Below are 20,861 nucleotides of genomic sequence, written 5' to 3' on the forward strand. Positions count from 1 at the left end.
CGAAATATACAATCACAGCAAAAAAATAGCATGCCTGAATATTCTCCCCCAACAACACATCGCAAACTGGAAATGCAGCTCTGGTGGATGACCGCACTCCTGATCTGTATCAATGTCGGCCTGTTTGGCTGGCAGGTTCTGAATGGAATGAACATCACACAGCCAAGTTCTCCAGATGCCATTCGCTGGGGAGCAGATTATGCACCTTTAACGTATTTAGCGGAACCCATACGCCTGTTTAGTAGCATGTTTTTTCATTTTGGCTTAATTCACCTGATGTTGAATATGTGGGCACTGTATATTTTTGGTAGTGTCGCTGAACAAATTTTTGGCCGGGTCTATTTTACAGGTCTTTATATTTGTGCCGGCCTGATGGGTAGCTTGCTCAGTGGCTATATGAGTATCCAGGACAGTTATGCCTTAATCGAAGGCGGTGTAGCCAATCCTGGCTTATTGCCGGGTGTTAGTGCGGGTGCTTCGGGTGCAGTCATGGGTCTCGGTGCCTCCCTGACTGTTCTATCTTTACTGCCAATGTTGCCCCGTCAGCCTTTTATTCTGGATAAAAAAACGCTCGTAATGATCATGGGCCTTAACCTGGCGATGGGCTTTATGATCAGCGGAATTAACAATGCCGCACATATTGGCGGCATGATCATGGGGGCCGGACTAACAGCGCTCTGGTATCTTGGTCAGAAAATGCAGCGTGGCCGTTTGGTCAGTCTGGTTGCCTTACTGCTCGGCGTCGCTGCCTGTGTCGTACTGTATCAACATAATCTGGCTCTGCTTGAACCGATCCGCCCACTCTGGCAAGAAATTTTACAAATGTTACAACAGCAGTTGGCGGATCAACCTGCAAGATAAATCTTATTGATTCATCTCACGCAGGCTTTGCAAGGGCGGAATTTCGGAAAGATAACTCAGACGATAGCGTCCAATCAAGGTACATACCACAGTCATAAACACAGGCAGGATAATCCAGATTTCCCAATGAGGCTGGATGATCAGATCCATCTTATAGCTGGCAATGGCGCTGATCACTTCTGCAAACAGACATGAAACAATACCGGCGAATAGTCCGATAAAACCGATTTCCAGACTCATCATGGTTTTCAGCTTCTGTTTGGAACTACCAAAAGACCGGAGCAAAGCCACTTCACGTTTACGTTCATCCATGAGCAGGTTTAGACAGGCCATCAGTACCAGAAAACCGGATACACTGACCAGCACAGCCAGAATGGTAATGATCTGTACCAGCACATTCACAATTCGTTTGATTTCTTCCAGAATCAGGCTGACATCAATAAATACCGTATTCGAAAAACGCTGAACCAGATTCACCAGTTTATCTTTGTCTGTTTCCGGTACATAGAAGCTGCCCAGATAACTGCCCGCATTGGCATCCATAGTATTCGGTGCAAAGATAAAGAAGAAGTTTGGACTAAAACTCTCCCACTCTACCGTTCTGAGATTCACCACTTTGGCTTCGAGTATGCCTTCAGGCAGGCTAAAGCTGAGCTTATCTCCCAGTTTGATGCCCAGCTCTTGTGCAGTATTGGCTTCGACCGAAACCTCACCCGGCTGTTTCAATCCTGCCTCCCCCTGAACAATCACATTATCCTGAGGATAGCGATCCGACTGGGTCAGATTCAGTTCACGTCTTAAGGTATTACTCTTTTTGACCAGTTCAGCAGCAAAAGGATGATCATTTTTCGCTACCAGACGCCCGCGAATATTGGGATAAAGCGGCGTGCTTTTCCAGCCATTCTGTTCTAACTGAGCTTTTAAGTCAGGCATATCAAAAGGCGGCAGACCATAGACAAACTGGTTGGGTGTCCCTTCCGGCAACTGTTGCTGCCATCGATCAAGTAAATCTGTACGCAGTACAGCCAGCACACTAATCAAACTGAGTCCTAAAGCTAAGGCAGTAATCTGTAAAGCGGTCTGATACGGTGTCCGTACATAGGCAGACAGATTGAATTTCAGATTACGCAGCAGTTTTAAAATACTCCAGACCGTAAAATACAGAACAGCACAAAGCAGAATAATGGCCCCAATCACCCAAGCTGTCAGCACGATATTTTCCGTTAAAATCACACTGAAAATAATCAGACTTAAGGTTCCGGTCAGTAACATCCACAACATCGAATGGACGGATTTTTCCTGCTGACGAATGACCCGAATCGGAGGAGTATTTAAGAGTTGAAACAGACTCGGCATGACAAAGCCCAGTAACACCACTGCACTGGTCAGCATGGCAATTGGCAAGGGCCCCAGCAGCATCGCCGTAGCAGAGAACTCAAGCTGCAAGTTTGGAATCAGCTGTAGCATGAGCTGCAGCAAGCCATAACCCAATGCAACACCTATCACGCTACCAATCAACATGGCGATTAAAAGCACTAAACCCAGCAAAGCCAGATAAGCGGCTAGAATCTGATTTTTGGTCGCGCCAATACAACGCATCAGGGCAATATGATCCTGGTTCTGCTGTACATAACGTTGTGCGGTTAAAGCAATGGCAATCCCGCATAATAAAATGGTGAGAATATTCGCCAGTTGCAGAAAAGTATCCAGATTGGCAATTGGTTTCATTAAACGGGTATTGCCTTCGCTGGCATTACGCAAGCGTAGACTGCCCTGCTGTTCCAGTTCTTGTCCCTCAACCTCAGCATCTGCTTCATCTGAAGTCCCATTTTCAGATTTTATCTTCTGCTTGAACCAGGTTTCATATTGCCGGGTATCGGCTGGATTGCCTGCCATTAATAAACGGTAATCAATCCGGCTACCGACCTGAATCGCATTGGTGCGCGCCACTTCTGACTGAGCAATAATCACAGTCGGCGAAAAGCCAGAAAAACCCAGCTCCTGATTAGAATCCTGCTCAATTTTTGCAGTAACCTTAAATTTGGCATCGGCGATATTCAGTTCATCACCCAGTTTGACCTTGAGCAGATCCATGGCCCGTGAACTCAGCCAGATTTCCCCCGCTTGGATTTTATCTGCTGCAGGCTGAACCCGTAGCTCTCCTCGTAAAGGAAAAGCCTGATCAATAGCCTTAACATTGACCATGACAAACTGATCATTGGTATAAGCCATCGTACTGAAAAATGTGACTTCAGATTGCTGTAAATCGAGCTGCCTGGCCTGATCACGCCATTCCTGAGCTAGCGGCTCATTATCAGAAAGTACCAAATCTCCCGCCAGCATTTCAGCTGCCTGTAAAGCAACGGCGTTCTGAATCTGTTCATTACTGAACTTTAGTGCCGTTGTGGCACTAATCGCTAAGGTCAGCGCGATGATTAGCAGATAAATCCCTGTCGTATTAAAACTTTGTCTGAGTAAAGGACGAAAAAGATGCTGCATATCAGCCTCCACTCGCATGTTCAATCAGCTGACCATTGACCAGTTCAAAATGACGCTGGCATTGTTGGGCCAGATCAGGATCATGGGTAACCAGAACCAGCGTGGTGCCTAATTCGCGATTTAACTGAAAGAGCAGCTGTTCAATTTCCTGAGCGGTTTCCCCATCCAGATTACCTGTCGGTTCATCAGCAAATATGATTTTGGGTTCACTGACCAATGCGCGGGCAATAGCGACACGTTGCTGCTCCCCACCCGACAGTACTTTTGGTGTTTGCTGAGCCTGACGGTCTAATCCGACCTTTTGTAGCAATGCCAGCGCCTTTTGTTCGGCATCACTATATTTAAAATCTAGCTGTAAACGTAAAGGCAGCATGACATTTTCAAGTGCCGTAAGATGAGGTAAAAGCTGGAAAGACTGAAATACAAAGCCAATATTTTTTAGCCGGACTAAAGCACGCTGTTCTTCATTCAAGTTCGATACCAGCTCTCCACAAACCGTTAACTGCCCGGAACTAGCCTGATCTAAAGTGGCCAAAATGCCCAGTAAAGTTGACTTTCCTGAACCGGAACGCCCAGTAATGGCGACCTGTTCTCCAGTCAAAATTTCCAGCGAAAGATCTTCAAAAATAGTCAGTTGTTTTTGTGAAAGTTGTATCTTTTGTGTCAATTTCTGGGCAGAAATAATCGCTTGTGGCATGATGGTCGAATCGTTGCTGCTTTGAATCATACGTGTCCTATATGAAAGATCTAAATCAGAAAAATCGTGTATTGCCTTGCCTGGTATTCTTTGGACTGTGCCTGATTCCTTTTAGTCTGTCGGCAAAGACCATTATGATTGTGGGTGACAGTATAAGTGCTGGTTATGGCATGCAACCACAGCAAGGTTGGGTACATTTATTACAAAAGCGTTTGGACCAACACTATCCGAAACAGCATAAAGTGGTCAATGCAAGTGTGAGCGGTGAAACCACCAGTGGTGCCTTGGCAAGGCTGCCGAAACTGCTACAGACGCACCGTCCAGATATTGTGGTGATTGAGCTTGGCGGGAATGATGGCCTGCGTGGGCAGCCACCCCAAATGATTCAAAAGAATTTAGCAGCTCTGGTACAACAAAGTCAGAAAGCCAAGGCGAATGTGGTTGTTTTTGGAATGAAAATGCCACCAAATTATGGCCAGGCATATAGTAAGGCTTTTGAAAATAACTATAAGGTGGTCAGTCAGCAGTATAAGGTCAAACTACTACCCTTCTTTATGCAAGGCGTCGCTGGCAATAAAAGTCTGATGCAACAGGATCAGATTCATCCCAACACCAAAGCCCAGACTATTTTATTAAATAATGCTTATCCTTATATTAAAGGCGCCCTCTAAGGCGCCTTTAACTGAATCAAATCTTAAAATTTTCTTAGAAGTCAAAGAAAGTTACTTCACCGGTTTCAAGTGAATATTCTGCACCAATCACCTGTAACTTACCTTTAGCAATCAGGCTTTCTAGAACTGCAGAACCATGACGTAATTGATTTACTGAAGCAAACACATTAGAGCGCACTGCATGTTTAGATAATTTATTCAGGTCATCTTTCAGTTCAGTCTGCATTAGAATTTCAACTGATGGACGTACACGGTTCACGATTGACATCAGATTTGCAGATGGCGGCGTTGCTGGATTGGTTAATGCTTCAATTGTTGAATGAATAGCGCCACAATGTGTATGACCCAAGACAATTACAATCGGACAGCCAAAACTTTCTGCTGCGAATTCGACACTGCCGACCTGAGACGGTGCAACAATATTACCTGCTACCCGAATGACAAACAGATCACCTAGCCCTTGGTCAAAGACCATTTCTGCGGGTACACGTGAATCTGAACATCCTAAAACAATAGCAAATGGTTCCTGACTTTCTGCCATCTCAGCACGTTGCTGATGCGATAATAATTTTAAATGCTGCGTTTCACCATTGACAAAGCGCTGGTTACCCTTTTTAAGACGATCTATAGCTTCCTGAGCTGTGAGCATTCTTTTTTACCATCGATGTTTTTAGTGGGAATATCTTACTGCTAGATTTTTTGAATGTCACTTGCAAAAAAAATTAGCTGTAAAATTTTTAGCGCTTTGATGATTTCTTGTTCTGATAATTTTTCTGTGAAGTTCATCACGTTTTTTGGGCAGTTTTTCTGCTCAAGCTAATAATTAACAGATGTACAATATTAAGGAATGCTTTAAAATAAGTGAAAGATTACGATTTGATTCATCTATAAATTGCAAATCGATAACACGGAAGTATTTTGAGCGTTTTGCTCAGTTTTTTCAGGGGACAGTGCTAATGAAGAAAATAATAAAATTGCGCTCAAAAATTATCTATTCCACTTTAGTCGCTCTGGGTCTTAGCCTATCTAGCCTGAGCCATAGCCAATATCTGTTTACGCCGCCGAAAGCCAAATCTGCCGAAGTTTTACAGCTTTACCTGAGCCAGCAACGCATCCAGGCGGGTCTACAATCCAAAACCTTGAAAGTCGGGGATGTGACTTGGAGTTATAGCGAAGGCGGTGCAAAAAACAAACCCTCGATTATCCTGATTCATGGCCTAGCAGGCACACGCGACAATTGGAATCGTGTCGCCCAGTTTTTGACTCCGTATTATCATGTCATCATTCCGGATTTGCCGAGCAATGGCGATACCCGGATTCCAGCAGATTTTGACTTGTCTGTACCCAATGTCACTTCGCAATTACGTGCTTTTGTCGAAACCCTGAAGATTGAAAAGAATCTGCATGTGGCCGGTCATTCTTTGGGCGGCTCAATTGCGACAGTTTATGCATCCCAATACCCTTTCGATACCCAAAGCCTGTTTCTAGTAAATAGTGCCGGCATCTATAAAATGGGCAATACGCCTTATACCAAAGACCCACATGCGCTCAAAGATCTGATTGTCAGTAAACCGGGCGATCTGGAAGATGTCTCCAAACAGCTGATGCAGAATCCACCAGCGATGCCTTACCAGTTAAGACATGCACAGGAAAAACTGTTGATTGCCCGTTCGGAACAAACCAGCAAATCGATTGATCAGGTGGTAATGCTCAACCGGCTGTATACGCCTGATACCTTTGCCCGTCTGACCCGTACAGTGGAAGCCCCGACTTTAATTTTATGGGGAAAACAGGATCGAATTATTAATGTCGAAGTGGTGAAAGAGCTATATTCTTTATTGAAACGTGCTGAAACTCCGGTAATTTTAAATAATGTTGGTCATATGCCGATTCTGGAAGCAGAGAAACAGGTTGCCCAACATTATTTGCCTTTCCTGGCCAAGACACAGACCCTAAAAAATCCACTTGCTGATAAACTCATTCCTTTCAATTAAGTTTCAGAGAAGTTATGCAGAAACACCCGATGATTGAGCAGTTGATTGATGCTCAACTTGATTTTCTTGATCAGGTATTTTCTCAATCTGAAACCATTCAAAGCGAGTTTCATGAGTTTTATCTCTGGTTGCGCAAGCAGACCCTAAAAGATCTGTGGAGCTGTGAACTGATCAATCAGCTGCTACAAAAGCAGATTCTGGATACTGCTGCCAGTTCTTTTCTAATTGAGCAGATTGCCGAACATATCCGTTTTGCACTGGTCCATCCGGCCAATGATACAACTAAAATCGCTGATGTCATTCCGGTACTGACCATTGATAAAATTGCACAATATGTGGCCAGCAAAAGTGGTCATCGTCAGCGCCTGATCAAAGCGGTGGTGAATAATCCTGCTTTTTCAGCCATGATTACGCAACTGATCCAGCATTCGATTCAGGATTATCTGGATAATTCTGTGATTGCCAAGAGTGTTCCGGGCGTTTCCCGCTTCATGAAAATGGGCAAATCTGTTCTGGAAAATGTTACGGATTCCAGTCTGGACAATACAGTTGCCCGTTATTTGCAAAAAAATATTTTAAAACTCAGCCAAATGAGTGAGCATGTGCTGAACCAGCACTTTGATGATGACAAGCTATACCATTTTCAGGCCAATCTCTGGCATAAGATCAAAGACATGCCGCTGTCCGTGCTCAAGAACTATATTGAAACCCAGGATCTGAACCAGACGGTAAGTTTGGGGCACGAAATCTGGGATCATATGCGCCAGACGGAATATATGCAGCAGCAACTGCATGACGGGATTTATACCTGGTATGTACGCAATCAGGAACATACATTTGATCAGTTATTGCGTGATCTAAATATTGATGAAGCATTGATTCAACATGAATTGAATGAATTGCTGACACCGATTATTCAGCAGATGATTCATCAGGGCTATTTGCGTGAACGTGCCCGTGCCTATCTGGCAAAATTCTATTATACTGAAAATACCTTAAAAATTTTAAAGATTGAAGACTAAAAAAAGCCGCTAGAAAGCGGCTTTTTTTACTTATAAAATTAGAAACGTGTCGTTAAACCAACGAAATAAGTACGACCTTGAATTGAATAATAATCTTCAGAACTATCGGTAGTTTCCATGGATTCATCAAATAAATTTGATATACCAGCACGCACAGTGACATTATCATTCAAAGTGTAGTTCGCATTCACACCATATAAGGTATAGGCTTTTGCCCACGCATTTGCATCTGTTGTTTCTGTTGTATATTGCTTACCAATATATTGCAGGTTCATTTGCAAAGCGAGTGCATCAGAAGCTTGTAAATCTAGTGCTGAATGAACTGACAGCTCAGGTGTACTGATTAATGCCGCACCAGTATCTAGATTTTTAGATTCAAAGAAATAAGTTGCATTTGTTGACCAGCGTGCATAATCAGTCAGATTAACTGCAAAGGTGCCTTCTAGGCCACGAATACGAGCTTTTTCAGCATTATCAGGTGCGATATACCATACGCCTTTCGGATAACGCGGGTCATTAATTTGTTCAGCAGGAATATGCTTAACAGGCATGTTCACCAGTTTGTTATCAAAATCGGTATGGAAATAAGTTAAACCACCTGAATATTTTTCGTCATCATATTGGAAGCCTAATTCATAGTTTGTTGATTCTTCTGCTTCCAGATTAGGATTACCAGTATTATAGCAGTTTACAAACGGATTAGTATTTGCATCATAGCTACTTTGGAAACCGGTAGGATTAGTTACAGGATCATATGTTCCAAATTGAGAAGTACAACCTTTACCACGTGAACCTGTACTGAAACCTGGCGCAGTTTGAACAAGATCAGGAGCACGGAAAGCCGTAGAAACGCCGCCTTTGAATGTTAATGCGTCATTGAAATGATATACACCGTATACACGTGGACTGAAGTTCGCATCATAGCGTTCATCTTTATCCAGACGACCACCAATTGTCACATCGAAATTAGGTGTAATACTTAAAATATCTTCAAAGAATAACGCCCAAACATCAGCCGCTACTGTTGAATCACCTGTGTAATCATTACCATCAATCGAAGGTGCACCATTTGAATCAATACCTAAAGTACGATCATTGGTTAATTCTTCAGAACGGAATTGACCACCTACAGTTAATTTATGCGGCACAACAAAATCAAACGGTAAATTCACTTTAGCATCAACAACGGTTAATTCTGTTTTTTGAACAGTTGGGCTAAATACCCCATCAACTTCTGTTGTAGTACTGCGATCATATTTATTTTGATAAACACTTAGATTTGAACTTCCCCAAGAATATGTTCCATCCCAAGCCAGACCAAGACGTTGAGATTCCGTTTCATTTTTATCACCAGCTGAACCTAACCAGAATTCCCCATCAGAAATATTTGGTGCATAGGTCGGATTCGTATTGGTTTGACTACCATAACTACCAAAAAGCTCAAACTGATGATTATCTGTTGGGCGGTAAACAAGACTTCCTTCAACCGTATCATTACGCATACCAGTTGTTGAACTTTCAAGATCTTTAACATTCTGGTCAGCTTCACGTTCAGTACGACCTGCTGTAATACGAGCACTCACTGTATCTGTGATTGCACCACTCGCAGTTGCTGATATTTGAAGAGTATCGCCTTCTGTGCTATCTGCAGGTTTTTCTACATTGATAGTCGCTGAGCCACCCCATTCTTGAGCTGTCTTTTTGGTAATAATATTAATTACACCACCCATCGCATCTGAACCATATAAAGACGACATTGGGCCTTTTACAACTTCAATTCGCTCAATATTCTCTGGATTAATCCAGTTTAAATCCTGACGTTGTAAGTCTGTACGATAAGCTGTACGTGATGAATTACCAATACGGCGTCCATCAACCAGAATCAAAGAGTATTCAGAAGGTAAACCACGAAGTTTAATTTTCGCACCTTCACCATTTAGGCCCATACCGCCTGATACACCAGGTACTTTTGCCAGAAGCTCAGAAATACTTTTTACTGGTTGCTTGGCAATTTCTTCTGCGGTGAGGACTGTAATAGAAGCAGGAGCATCTTTTACATTTACTTCAGAACCACTTGCCGTTACAACAATAGTCTGCAGTTTTGTAGCTTCAGACTGCGCGACTGGTTGTTGCTCTTCAACTGATTTATTTTGTGCTTGTACTGAAGCAGCCAATGTTGAAAGTACAGCAAAAGCTAAAGTCGATTTCATAAACGGCTTGTTCATATCCGAAGGTGCCCCACAGGTAATTTATGAATAAAAGTGATGAATTTTTGAAGCATTGTAACGAAAAAACATCCAAATGCAATTGTTATTAATAATTATTATCATTAACTTTAGTATTGTTAAAAAAACCTCGAATATTCGAGGTCTTTTTTAAGTTAAACTTAAATAGCTTAAAGATTTATTTGAAATAAGCACCTTCAGCTTGGGTATGGTCAGTCTGGTCAACCACACGTGCCAATTCAGGAATATGCTGTTTCAAGGTTGTTTCAACGCCTTGTTTTAAAGTCACATCAATTGCTGAACAGCCCTGGCAACCACCACCAAACTTAAGAACTGCAGTTAAGCCATGCTCAGGATCTTCAACCACTTCAACCAGTGCACAGTTACCACCGTGACCTGCCAGACCCGGGTTAATTTCTGACTGAAGCACATAGGTAATACGCTCTTCTACAGAGGCATCAGGACCGACGCGTGGCACTTTAGAGTTTGGTGCACGGAAAGTCAGCTGACCACCAAAACGGTCTTTATTGTAGTCAATAACTGCATCTAGCAAGTATGGAATTGACGGAGAGTCAATATAGGCCGGAAAATCTGGATATTCCTGCTTATAGTCTGTAGGTACAACCTCATCAGGTGCACTATAAGCCATGCAACATTCAGCGCGCGGTGTACCCGGATTTTCTACAAACACACGTACGCCAATACCTGGTGTATTCTGTTTGTCCAATAGATCCTTTAAATACTCTTGTGCTGTCGGTGTAATCAAAAGATTTGGAATTTCTTCTGCAACCGGAGTGTTGCTGTTCTCAGTCGACATAACAATAATTTCCTCAAGCTGAAGCTGCTATTTTAACTGAAGATGCGGGGTAATTATAAAAATTCAACCAAAATTGTCGGATTTATTATAAAAGTCGCACTTCAGATTTGTTTTAATGGCATGATCATTGTCAAATAGATAGAACCAGAATTACTTATATGCTTGATTTACCTTTTAATCATACTGTCACTATTATTCTGATCACCTGTATTGTTTCTTTTATTGCTTTTTCAAAAGAAACGGTAATGAATCGTCTGATTTTCTGGCCGCCTGCCATGCAACGTGGTCAATATGACCGCTTCATTACCCATGGGTTTATTCATGCAGATGGCACGCATTTACTGTTCAATATGATCACGCTGTTCTTTTTCGGCAGCATTATTGAAAGTTTTTATCGGCAGTATTTATATGATCTGGGCTTTATCCTGTTTTATCTGGGTGGTCTGGTTGCAGCGATTCTGCCAAGTTATCTGAAACATAAAAATGATGCACGCTGGGCCAGCTTGGGTGCTTCCGGTGCAGTATCCGCGGTTCTGTTCGCTTATATTCTATTTGAGCCATGGAAACTGATTTTCGTGTTCTTTATTCCAGTCCCTGCGATTATTTTTGCTGTTTTATATGTGGCCTATAGCATCTGGTCGGGCAAACGCGGCAACAGCAATATTAATCACAGTGCCCATCTTTGGGGTGCGGCTTATGGTGTGGTGATGACGATTATTCTGGAGCCACGACTTATTCCGCATTTCCTGAATAAACTGACTCAAATCCCCTTCTAAAGTCTTGGATGATTAAGGGATAGCAAGTATCCCTTTTTTAATAATTCACATATGAAAATGATTTTCATTTCCAAAAATTATGCTAATCTTGTCGCGAATTTAGAGGAATAAATATGAAATTTAAGACTTTAGTACTTGCCACAATATTAGGACTGACAACTTCTTTTACAGTTTCTGCACAGGTCACTTTCGACTATAAAGACCAAAATATTCAACTCAAAAAAGCGCCAAAAAAGATCGCGGTGTATGACCTTTCGGCACTGGATATCTTGAATGCACTAGGGCTTGAAGCTCAGCTGGTGCCTGCAGCAAGCTTTGCAGGCAACTTAAGCAAATACCAGCAGGACAAATTCACCAAAGCTGGTTCACTGTTCGAACCGGATCTCAATGTACTAAAAACTGCAAAACCCGACCTGATTATTGTCGGTGGCCGTTCGGCTTCTAAAGCCGAGGCAGTTAAAGGTATTGCTCCGACTTTAGATCTTTCTCCAGATACTAGCCAATATATTGTCGATCTGACGGAACGTACCCATGTCTTGGCTCGTGCATTTGGTAAAGAGAAAATTGCTACTGAAAAGCTCGGTAAAATTGCAACGCTGCAGCAACAGCTTAAAAAGCAAACTGAAGACAAAACTGCACTGATGTTGTTTGCGGTTGGTGAAAACTTTATGCCACATGCAGAAAATGACCGTTTTGGCTTTGTTTATGAATTAGCAGGTTTTAAACCAGTCTTGGATCCATCTGAACAGTCTAATGCACCCCGTCCAGAAGCCGGCTCTCCGGAAGCATTGAAAGCAGCGGAGAAAAATGTTCAGCGTATTACAGCAGCCGTTGAGAAGAATCCTGATTACATCATTGTCCTGGATCGTGGTGCGGTGAATACCCAGAAATACACCGCTCAGGATAATATTCAGAAACACCCTGCCCTAAAAAATGCCAAAGCCTTGGCAGAGAAAAAAGTGATCTATGTGAATGCTGATGCTTGGTACATCACTGGTGCGGGTTTGGACAATACCGCTTTCATGCTGGAAGAACTGATCAAAGGCACAGCGAATTAATTTTTAACCCATTAATAAAAAGGAAGCTTCAAGCTTCCTTTTTATTTGAAACATCTCGTAATAAATTAAGACCCAAGACTGGAATTTAATGCCAACCCAGGAAGCAACTTAGCAGCGATAATGTATACATCTGTATATTAATTGCTGTAAGTTGCGAGATATTTTGCATGTCCACTTCCCTAGACGGTCTTCAATTTCCCATTTCTGCTTCACAACAAAAACCAAGCACATCGAAAATCGGCCGTAACATTATTTCTGAAGCCTTAGGCGCAGTCGATCCTGTACATGCTACTGCAGCACAGCAGGAAAAGAACTGGCGTAAGCAATATCCGCTGCACTTTAAACATCTGGTTGAAAATGGATTACGCTCTGCGGGTGCAGCACTGAGTATTGCCAAGCAAGGTCTGGAAACTGCACATGCCAGCTTTGAATTTTATCGTGATGGCCAGAAGCATCTACTGAAAGATGTCATGTCTTTACCAGCGCAGAACCTGAATACTTTCCAGCTGAAAGGCCAGTCTGAAAAAGCCCCAGAATGGTATGTGCCCTATCATGGCAAAAAACTGCAAGGACAAGCATTACTGGATCAGATCCAGTCTTGGGAAGAGCGTGGCATTGTCGAGCCAAGTCATGCCAATGCGCTACGTGAATGTATTGCTCATCCGGAATGGTTTGACCTATCCGATCGTACCACTGTTCTATTTGGTGCCGCTTCTGAAGCAGGTCCACTGACCTGGTTGTCGAAATGGAAAGCCAATATCGTCGCAATTGACCTGCCGAATACCCGTGTCTGGGGCAAAATTCTGGATACAGTAAGTCAAGGCAACGCTACTTTATATGCACCATCAGTTGAAGCGCTTCCTGCTGATACTTCACTGGAAGTTTTAAAAGAAAAACTCGGTGCCAACCTGCTCACCCAGATTCCTGAAATTGCTCAATGGCTGATTCAGTTTGAACAGGATTTAGACTTGGCGGCAATTGCCTATCTGGATGGTGAAAAGCACGTACGTGTTTCTATGGCGATGGATGCCATTATGAAATATGTCAGCAAGCAGAAAGCCAATACCAGCCTGATGTATATGTGCACCCCGACGGATGTATATGCAGTTCCAAAAGAAGTCGTTCAGGCTTCACAAAGCAAATACCAGCAGTTGTCGAAATTGGAAAGTACTTTAACCAAAGGCATTTCACTGATTTCACGCAAGCATTTTTTCCAGAAAAATAAGCAGGATCTGTTTAAGGTTGGCGATAAGTCTTATGGTGTTTGTGACTGTCTGGTCGTTGAGCAAGGTCCGAACTATGCACTGGCTAAACGCATTCAGCAATGGCGTGCAACATTGGCTCGTGCCAACGGGCAGCAAGTGAGCATCAATATCGCTCCTTCGACCACAACTTACTCTGTGACCAAAAATCCACTGCTGAAAGCTGCGTTTAACGGTGCCAGCCTGTTTGATGTAGAAGCTTTCGCACCTGAAACCACCAATGCGATTATGGCGGCATTGTGGATTCACGACCTACGTAATCCTGAATCTGTGGCCAATCCTGATATACAACTCAACCATCCCCTTGAGTTGATGATGTCAGGCGCAAATCATGGCGGTTTATGGCGTGTGGCTTATCTGGCACGTACTGCTCTGCCTTTTGCTGCGCTGTATGGTTTTGCAACGGATAAATTACCAAAGGGATTATTGGGTAAGAAGTTGAAGAAGTAATTCTTCTTAAATAGATAGATCTCTCTCCAGAGCAAGTTTTAAGGTAATACTCAAATATGGGTTAGTGAAAAAGTATTTTTACTTTACCATCACCCCCTTGCGTAGCAATGTTACTCATCCCATAGGGAGAGGGTGTTTTCTTTGTGAAATTAATACTTCTTTTGGATCTTCAAGAAGATTCCCTCTCCTGAGCAAGCTTTAAAGTATTGCTTTAAAAGTACAGCGCAAGTGAGGGTTAGAGAGAGGTTTCAATAATTCCCCCTTGCGCAGTGGCGCTACTCATCCCATAGGGAGAGGGATTATCATGTGATTTATCTATAACTTCCAAATGGAAATTCCCTCTCCTGAGCAAGCTTTAAAGCACTGCTTTTAAAGCGCAGCGCAAGTGAGGGTTAGGGAGGGTCATCTTTTATTTAAATCCCTCATCTCTTGCAGAAGAGGAGTACTCCTATCCTCCACAAGGAAATATAAAAATCACCCATAAAAAAACGCTGCCTAAGCAGCGTTTTTTACATCGAATCTTCTTAGAAAACTTTCAGAAGAATCCAGTACAAACCACCTGATAAACAGATCGTTGCTGGCAGTGTAAATACCCAGGCAGACAGAATTGATTTGACCATTTTAAAGTTTAGGCCCGACTTGTTCGCCACCATGGTACCTGCAACTGCAGAGTTCAGGACATGAGTGGTAGATACTGGCATACCAAAGCCATCAGCAGCAGCGATCGTAGACATGGCTACCAGTTCGGCAGACATCCCCTGACCATAAGTCATGTGCTCTTTACCGATCCGCTCACCGACAGTTACGACAATTCGTTTCCAACCCACCATAGTACCTAAACCCAATGCCAAGGCTGTTGCCACTTTCACCCAGGTCGGAATGTATTGCAGGAATGAATCCAAGTTGTCTCGATACTCATCAACGGTTTTTTCCTGAGCCTCGCTCATTGCCGGTAAAGCTTCTGCTTTGTCCAGACGTTTAAATGCTGTGGTGCTCAGGTACATGTCGTTACGGAATTCTGAAACTTGTGTTTCTGGGACATCTTTAATATTGCTGTAGCTACCGACTTTATCACCCAAATGATCTGTCAGGCTTGCCAGTGCAGGAACAACCTCAGCATTCAATTCTTTGGTTTGAATGTAGGTCGTGATGATGGCACGTGCTTTTTCGTCCGGAATATCTTCATGCTGCGGATAAATCGCATCAGCCGTTTGCGCAGACAACTGACCAAAAGATTGGATATGTGCTGCATCCAGATTTTTGTTTAATGAATACGCCAAAGGTACACAGCCGATCAGGATCAGCATGATCAGACCCATACCTTTTTGACCGTCATTTGAACCATGCGCGAAGCTCACACCAGTACAGGTAAAGATCAGAATGGCACGAATCAGCGGTGGTGGTGGCTTATTGCCTTCAGGTGGCTTAAATAATTCAAGCTGTTTTCTAAAAATCTTCTTCACCAACAGGAATAGTACCCCAGCAAAAGCAAAACCGATCAGAGGTGAAAACAGCAATGCTTTACCAACTTTCAGCACCTGTTCCATATCCACACCAGAAGCACCACCACCTGAATTCAACAGGTAGTTCATGATACCTACCCCCAGAATCGAACCGATCAGGGTATGAGAACTGGAAGCGGGAATGCCAAGGAACCAGGTACCCAAATTCCAGAGAATCGCGGCAATCAGCATGGCAAAAACCATAGCGAAACCGGCACCTGTGCCGACATTCATAATCAGCTCGACAGGCAATAATGCAATGATCCCATATGCAACAGCACCACTGGCCACCATTACCCCAAGGAAATTACAAAAACCTGCCCACATGACTGCAACCGGTGCAGACAATGCATTGGTATAAATCACGGTCGCAACCGCATTGGCCGTGTCGTGGAAACCGTTGACGAATTCGAAGCCCAGCGCAATGAATAACGCCGTGCCTAAAAGAAGCATTGAATACAGACCGATCGGTGGGACATGAGCTAAATCTGAAGTCAATTGGAAGCCGATATAGATCAGCGTGGAGATAATTAGAGTCAGAAACACCGGCATAAAAAATTTCGGTGTGGGCACATGAACATTGGCCGGCTTATCAGAAGGCGACTGTTGTGCTGAACCTAAGGGAGTTTGATTAGAATTCATGCAAGCAGGAATAGAGGATTCAAGAATCCCCATATTGTTCAGTTAAATTGTGACAATTATATGACAAAGTGCTGTCATATAAACCAGTTTTTTAGACTTTCTCGTTGCCGTTTATCCTGTAACCACATGCTCTAAATTTTAAAAATATACAAATATAATCAATTATTTATTAAAAATAAAACGCTTGAATCGCCCAGCTTTATTCATGTTTTGCAATATATCTGATCATTCCTACCCGGCTGTCATATTTGCGAGCCTGTCATATTTGGCTAAAGATTAGCTTTGTAATATGACACTCTGATGAAAGCTGCTTACATTTTATTTTCCAGTCGTACCCTTTTATCAAAAACTTTAATTTCCAGATTTCCATCTGTTTTCAGCTTTCTATACCGGCTTGAGTTTCTTTATCAAATTTTCATATCAAGCATATCCAGCATTCTGTATAAGCGTTACAGAAAACTGCGCACTAATCTGTTAAGATTATTGCCGTTTTTGATGCTTACTGAGAAAGTTTGAATGTCCACACTTGCCACCCTAAAAGAACTTCTTGCCAAGAGAATTTTAATTATCGATGGTGCGATGGGTACCATGATCCAACGCCATAAATTGGAAGAAGCCGATTATCGTGGTGAGCGTTTTGCTGATTGGGCATACGACCTTAAAGGCAATAACGACTTACTTGTGCTGACTCAGCCACAGATTATTCAAGGCATTCACGAAGCGTATCTTGAAGCCGGTGCCGATATTATTGAAACCAATACCTTTAACGGCACCCGTGTTTCAATGTCTGACTATCACATGGAAGATCTGGTTCCTGAGATCAACCGTGAAGCGGCGCGTCTTGCCAAAGAAGCCTGTGCAAAATACTCAACGCCTGAAAAACCACGTTTTGTGGCAGGTGTGATTGGGCCGACATCACGTACTACGTCGATTTCACCAAATGTAAATGACCCTGCTTTCCGTAATATCACTTTTGACGAATTGAAAGTGAATTACATCGAATCAACCAAGGCCTTGATTGAAGGTGGTGTTGATATCATCCTGATCGAAACCGTATTCGATACTTTAAACGCCAAAGCTGCCATCTTTGCAGTGAAAGAAGTGTTTAAAGAACTGGGCACTGAATTGCCAATCATGATCTCAGGTACGATTACTGATGCGTCTGGCCGTACCTTGACTGGTCAAACTGCGGAAGCGTTCTGGAACTCAATGCGTCATGCAGAACCGATCTCGATTGGTTTCAACTGTGCACTGGGTGCAGATGCCATGCGTCCACACGTAAAAACTGTGTCTGATGTGGCGGATACTTTTGTGTCTGCGCATCCTAATGCCGGCTTGCCAAATGCCTTCGGTGGTTATGATGAAACTCCAGAAGAAACTGCAGCTTTCATTAAAGAATTTGCTGAAAGTGGTCTAATCAACATCACCGGTGGTTGTTGTGGTACCACTCCCGATCACATCCGCGCGATTGCTCAAGCAGTTGAGGGTATTGCTCCGCGTCAGGTCCCTGAAATTGAACCAGCATGTCGCCTCAGTGGTTTAGAGCCATTTAACATCACCAAAGATTCATTGTTCGTGAACGTCGGTGAACGTACCAACGTCACCGGTTCGAAAAAATTCCTGCGTCTGATCAAAGAAGAAAACTTCGCTGAAGCACTAGATGTTGCCCGTCAACAGGTTGAAGCCGGTGCACAGATCATCGACATCAACATGGATGAAGGCATGCTCGATTCAGAAGGTGCGATGGTGCATTTCCTGAATCTGGTCGCATCTGAACCTGATATTTCACGTGTGCCAATCATGATTGACTCATCAAAATGGGAAATTATTGAAGCCGGTCTGAAATGCGTCCAAGGTAAAGCGGTTGTTAACTCGATTTCTTTGAAAGAAGGTTATGACGAGTTTGTAGAACGTGCCCGCCTCTGCCGTCAGTACGGTGCAGCGGTGATCGTCATGGCATTTGATGAAAATGGTCAGGCAGATACAGCTGAACGTAAAAAACAAATCTGTAAGCGTTCTTATGACGTGCTGGTGAATGAAGTTGGCTTCCCGTCTGAAGACATTATCTTTGACCCGAACGTATTCGCTGTTGCAACCGGTATCGAAGAACACAACAATTATGCTGTAGATTTCATCGAAGCCACTGGCTGGATTAAACAGAACCTGCCAAATGCGATGATTTCTGGTGGTATCTCCAACGTATCGTTCTCATTCCGTGGTAATGAGCCGGTACGTGAAGCGATCCATGCGGTATTCCTGTACTACGGTATTCAGCAAGGTTTAACCATGGGTATTGTGAATGCTGGTCAGCTAGCAATTTACGATGACATCGACAAAGACCTGAAAGATGCGGTTGAAGATGTAATTCTGAACCGTAATCAGGGTGAAAGCGGTAATGAAGCAACTGAAAAATTGCTGGAAATAGCTGAAAAATACCGTGGTCAAGGTGGTGCACAAAAAGCGGAAGAAAACCTTGAATGGCGTAATGAAAGCGTTGAAAAGCGTCTTGAGTATGCGCTGGTTAAAGGTATCACCACTTATATCGACCAAGATACTGAAGAAGCTCGCCTGAAAGCTACTCGTCCACTCGACGTGATCGAAGGCCCATTGATGGCCGGTATGAACGTGGTCGGTGACCTGTTTGGTGCTGGTAAAATGTTCCTGCCACAGGTGGTGAAATCTGCACGTGTAATGAAACAGGCCGTGGCATGGTTGAACCCGTACATCGAAGCAGAAAAAACCCAAGGTGAAGCCAAAGGTAAAATTCTGATGGCGACCGTAAAAGGCGACGTACATGACATCGGTAAGAATATCGTTGGTGTGGTACTCGGCTGTAACGGTTATGACGTGGTCGATCTTGGCGTGATGGTGCCATGTGAAAAGATTCTGCAAACTGCGATTGATGAAAAAGTCGATATCATCGGTTTGTCTGGTCTGATCACACCGTCTCTAGATGAAATGGTGTTTGTTGCCAAAGAAATGCAGCGTAAAGGCTTTAACATTCCATTGATGATTGGTGGTGCAACGACTTCAAAAGCACATACTGCGGTGAAGATTGCCCCGCAATACCAGAATGATGGCGTGTACTACACAGCCGATGCATCTCGTGCCGTAGGTGTAGCGACTCAATTGCTTTCTGCCGAAATGAAGCCAAAACTGGCAGCCGACTATGCAGCGGATTATGAAAAAATCCGTATCCGTCTTGCCAACAAGCAGCCGAAAGCAGCGAAACTGTCTTATGCTGAATCGGTTGAAAATGGTTTTAAAATCGACTTCGATAAGAATGCACCATTTAAACCAAACTTCATCGGTTCACAAACTTTCACCAACTATCCTTTAGAAACCTTGGTGGAATACTTTGACTGGACACCGTTCTTTATTTCTTGGAGTCTTGCGGGCAAATTCCCGAAAATCCTAGAAGATGAAGTGGTGGGTGAAGCAGCTCGTGACCTTTATGCACAAGCGCAAGCGATGTTGAAAGATATCATCGAAAATAAACGTTTCGATGCGCGTGCGACGTTCAGCATCTACCCTGCAAATCGTACCGGCTCAGATACGGTTGCCGTGACTGATGAAGCTGGCAATATAACGCATACTTTCGAACACTTGCGTCAGCAATCTGACAAAGTCACTGGTAAAGCGAATTACTCATTGGCTGACTTTATTGCGCCTAAAGACGTGGCTCAGGATTATCTGGGTGGCTTTACCGTTTCAATCTTCGGTGCGGAAGAATTGTCTCAGGAATATAAAGCCAAAGGTGATGACTATAATGCGATTATGGTTCAAGCCTTGGGTGACCGTTTTGCGGAAGCCTTTGCAGAGCATCTGCACCAGCGGATCCGTAAAGAGTTCTGGGGCTATCAGGCTGACGAAACTCTGGACAATGATGAATTGATCAAAGAGAAGTATGTCGGCATCCGTCCTGCGCCGGGCTACCCAGCTTGTCCTGAACATTCTGAAAAAGCGCCATTGTTTGACTGGTTAGGTACGACTGAGAAGATGGGTACTTACCTGACTTCTAGCTTTGCGATGTGGCCACCTTCATCAGTGAGTGGTTTCTATTATGCAAACCCTCAAACTGAATACTTTAACGTGGGTAAAATCTCTGGCGATCAGCTGGAAGATTATGCGAAGCGTAAAGGCTGGACACTGGATGAAGCGAAACGCTGGTTAGCGCCAAATCTGGATGATTCAGTGGTTTAATCCCCCTCGATCCCCCTTTGATAAAGGGGGAAAAATCCATTCTTATCGAATATAAAAAATCCCCTCGAGTGAGGGGATTTTTTTGTTTTTAATCTCCCCTAACCCCTCTTTTTTCAAAGAGGGGAATTTCACGTATTAATTTAATTACATAACAGCTCCTCCCTTTTTAAAGGGAGATTGGA

The 20,861-nt window shown here is 43.3% G+C and carries 14 protein-coding genes; 8 read left to right on the top strand and 6 right to left on the bottom strand.

Annotated features, from left to right (window positions below; translation table 11 throughout):
* Positions 1 to 30 precede the first annotated feature (30 nt).
* Positions 31 to 861, top strand: coding sequence for a rhomboid family intramembrane serine protease (locus tag FTV12_RS09925; protein ID WP_180033962.1), 831 nt, complete (start codon positions 31 to 33; stop codon positions 859 to 861).
* A gap of 3 nt (positions 862 to 864) precedes the next feature.
* On the opposite strand, the gene FTV12_RS09930 is transcribed toward FTV12_RS09925, so the two are convergent.
* The gene (locus FTV12_RS09930) at positions 865 to 3,360 is read right to left on the bottom strand and encodes an ABC transporter permease (RefSeq protein ID WP_180033963.1); all 2,496 of its coding nucleotides are present in this window, start codon (positions 3,358 to 3,360) and stop codon (positions 865 to 867) included.
* A gap of 1 nt (position 3,361) precedes the next feature.
* The gene (locus tag FTV12_RS09935; protein WP_034170433.1) at positions 3,362 to 4,087 is read right to left on the bottom strand and encodes an ABC transporter ATP-binding protein; all 726 of its coding nucleotides are present in this window, start codon (positions 4,085 to 4,087) and stop codon (positions 3,362 to 3,364) included.
* Positions 4,088 to 4,098: 11 nt separating this feature from the next.
* Between FTV12_RS09935 and FTV12_RS09940 the strand changes: the two genes are divergently transcribed.
* Positions 4,099 to 4,728: an arylesterase gene (locus FTV12_RS09940; protein ID WP_179992124.1), complete on the top strand. Its 630-nt coding sequence runs from the start codon at positions 4,099 to 4,101 to the stop codon at positions 4,726 to 4,728.
* A 34-nt stretch (positions 4,729 to 4,762) separates the two neighbouring features.
* Here the strand turns inward: FTV12_RS09940 and FTV12_RS09945 are convergent, their stop codons facing one another.
* The gene (locus FTV12_RS09945; protein WP_004783034.1) at positions 4,763 to 5,377 is read right to left on the bottom strand and encodes a carbonic anhydrase; all 615 of its coding nucleotides are present in this window, start codon (positions 5,375 to 5,377) and stop codon (positions 4,763 to 4,765) included.
* A gap of 307 nt (positions 5,378 to 5,684) precedes the next feature.
* Between FTV12_RS09945 and FTV12_RS09950 the strand changes: the two genes are divergently transcribed.
* Positions 5,685 to 6,722, top strand: coding sequence for an alpha/beta fold hydrolase (locus tag FTV12_RS09950; protein ID WP_180033964.1), 1,038 nt, complete (start codon positions 5,685 to 5,687; stop codon positions 6,720 to 6,722).
* A 14-nt stretch (positions 6,723 to 6,736) separates the two neighbouring features.
* Positions 6,737 to 7,744 carry a hypothetical protein gene (locus FTV12_RS09955; protein ID WP_180002261.1) on the top strand — a complete coding sequence of 336 codons (1,008 nt, stop codon included), beginning with the start codon at positions 6,737 to 6,739 and terminating at the stop codon, positions 7,742 to 7,744.
* 38 nt (positions 7,745 to 7,782) lie between these two features.
* Here the strand turns inward: FTV12_RS09955 and FTV12_RS09960 are convergent, their stop codons facing one another.
* On the bottom strand, positions 7,783 to 9,969 hold the full coding sequence (locus FTV12_RS09960) for a TonB-dependent receptor domain-containing protein (RefSeq protein WP_180033965.1): 2,187 nt from the start codon (positions 9,967 to 9,969) through the stop codon (positions 7,783 to 7,785).
* Positions 9,970 to 10,147: 178 nt separating this feature from the next.
* Positions 10,148 to 10,786 carry a Fe-S biogenesis protein NfuA gene (gene nfuA / locus FTV12_RS09965; RefSeq protein ID WP_004783039.1) on the bottom strand — a complete coding sequence of 213 codons (639 nt, stop codon included), beginning with the start codon at positions 10,784 to 10,786 and terminating at the stop codon, positions 10,148 to 10,150.
* A gap of 158 nt (positions 10,787 to 10,944) precedes the next feature.
* Between nfuA and FTV12_RS09970 the strand changes: the two genes are divergently transcribed.
* The 3 genes from FTV12_RS09970 to FTV12_RS09980 all read left to right on the top strand — a co-directional run bounded on the left by FTV12_RS09970 (position 10,945) and on the right by FTV12_RS09980 (position 14,332).
* Positions 10,945 to 11,562, top strand: coding sequence for a rhomboid family intramembrane serine protease (locus FTV12_RS09970; protein WP_004783040.1), 618 nt, complete (start codon positions 10,945 to 10,947; stop codon positions 11,560 to 11,562).
* A 113-nt stretch (positions 11,563 to 11,675) separates the two neighbouring features.
* The gene (locus FTV12_RS09975) at positions 11,676 to 12,620 is read left to right on the top strand and encodes an ABC transporter substrate-binding protein (protein ID WP_180033966.1); all 945 of its coding nucleotides are present in this window, start codon (positions 11,676 to 11,678) and stop codon (positions 12,618 to 12,620) included.
* A gap of 167 nt (positions 12,621 to 12,787) precedes the next feature.
* On the top strand, positions 12,788 to 14,332 hold the full coding sequence (locus tag FTV12_RS09980; RefSeq protein ID WP_180033967.1) for a hypothetical protein: 1,545 nt from the start codon (positions 12,788 to 12,790) through the stop codon (positions 14,330 to 14,332).
* 524 nt (positions 14,333 to 14,856) lie between these two features.
* Here FTV12_RS09980 and FTV12_RS09985 read toward each other — a convergent pair.
* Complete coding sequence (locus FTV12_RS09985) at positions 14,857 to 16,476, bottom strand: inorganic phosphate transporter (RefSeq protein WP_034589959.1); 1,620 nt, start codon at positions 16,474 to 16,476, stop codon at positions 14,857 to 14,859.
* Positions 16,477 to 16,992: 516 nt separating this feature from the next.
* On the opposite strand from FTV12_RS09985, the gene metH reads away from it, so the two are divergent.
* Positions 16,993 to 20,679 carry a methionine synthase gene (gene metH / locus FTV12_RS09990; protein ID WP_180033968.1) on the top strand — a complete coding sequence of 1,229 codons (3,687 nt, stop codon included), beginning with the start codon at positions 16,993 to 16,995 and terminating at the stop codon, positions 20,677 to 20,679.
* The last annotated feature ends 182 nt before the right edge of the window (positions 20,680 to 20,861 follow it).

This window comes from Acinetobacter sp. YH12233 (assembly GCF_013417725.1).
In the GTDB taxonomy this organism is placed as follows: Bacteria; Pseudomonadota; Gammaproteobacteria; order Pseudomonadales; family Moraxellaceae; genus Acinetobacter.

Excerpts from the sequence above, each read along its gene's own strand:
- FTV12_RS09925 (WP_180033962.1), top strand. The coding sequence starts at position 31 with ATGCCTGAATATTCTCCCCCAACAACACATCGCAAACTGGAAATGCAG.
- FTV12_RS09930 (WP_180033963.1), bottom strand. The coding sequence starts at position 3,360 with ATGCAGCATCTTTTTCGTCCTTTACTCAGACAAAGTTTTAATACGACA.
- FTV12_RS09935 (WP_034170433.1), bottom strand. The coding sequence starts at position 4,087 with ATGATTCAAAGCAGCAACGATTCGACCATCATGCCACAAGCGATTATT.
- FTV12_RS09940 (WP_179992124.1), top strand. The coding sequence starts at position 4,099 with ATGAAAGATCTAAATCAGAAAAATCGTGTATTGCCTTGCCTGGTATTC.
- FTV12_RS09945 (WP_004783034.1), bottom strand. The coding sequence starts at position 5,377 with ATGCTCACAGCTCAGGAAGCTATAGATCGTCTTAAAAAGGGTAACCAG.
- FTV12_RS09950 (WP_180033964.1), top strand. The coding sequence starts at position 5,685 with ATGAAGAAAATAATAAAATTGCGCTCAAAAATTATCTATTCCACTTTA.
- FTV12_RS09955 (WP_180002261.1), top strand. The coding sequence starts at position 6,737 with ATGCAGAAACACCCGATGATTGAGCAGTTGATTGATGCTCAACTTGAT.
- FTV12_RS09960 (WP_180033965.1), bottom strand. The coding sequence starts at position 9,969 with ATGAACAAGCCGTTTATGAAATCGACTTTAGCTTTTGCTGTACTTTCA.
- nfuA (WP_004783039.1), bottom strand. The coding sequence starts at position 10,786 with ATGTCGACTGAGAACAGCAACACTCCGGTTGCAGAAGAAATTCCAAAT.
- FTV12_RS09970 (WP_004783040.1), top strand. The coding sequence starts at position 10,945 with ATGCTTGATTTACCTTTTAATCATACTGTCACTATTATTCTGATCACC.
- FTV12_RS09975 (WP_180033966.1), top strand. The coding sequence starts at position 11,676 with ATGAAATTTAAGACTTTAGTACTTGCCACAATATTAGGACTGACAACT.
- FTV12_RS09980 (WP_180033967.1), top strand. The coding sequence starts at position 12,788 with ATGTCCACTTCCCTAGACGGTCTTCAATTTCCCATTTCTGCTTCACAA.
- FTV12_RS09985 (WP_034589959.1), bottom strand. The coding sequence starts at position 16,476 with ATGAATTCTAATCAAACTCCCTTAGGTTCAGCACAACAGTCGCCTTCT.
- metH (WP_180033968.1), top strand. The coding sequence starts at position 16,993 with ATGTCCACACTTGCCACCCTAAAAGAACTTCTTGCCAAGAGAATTTTA.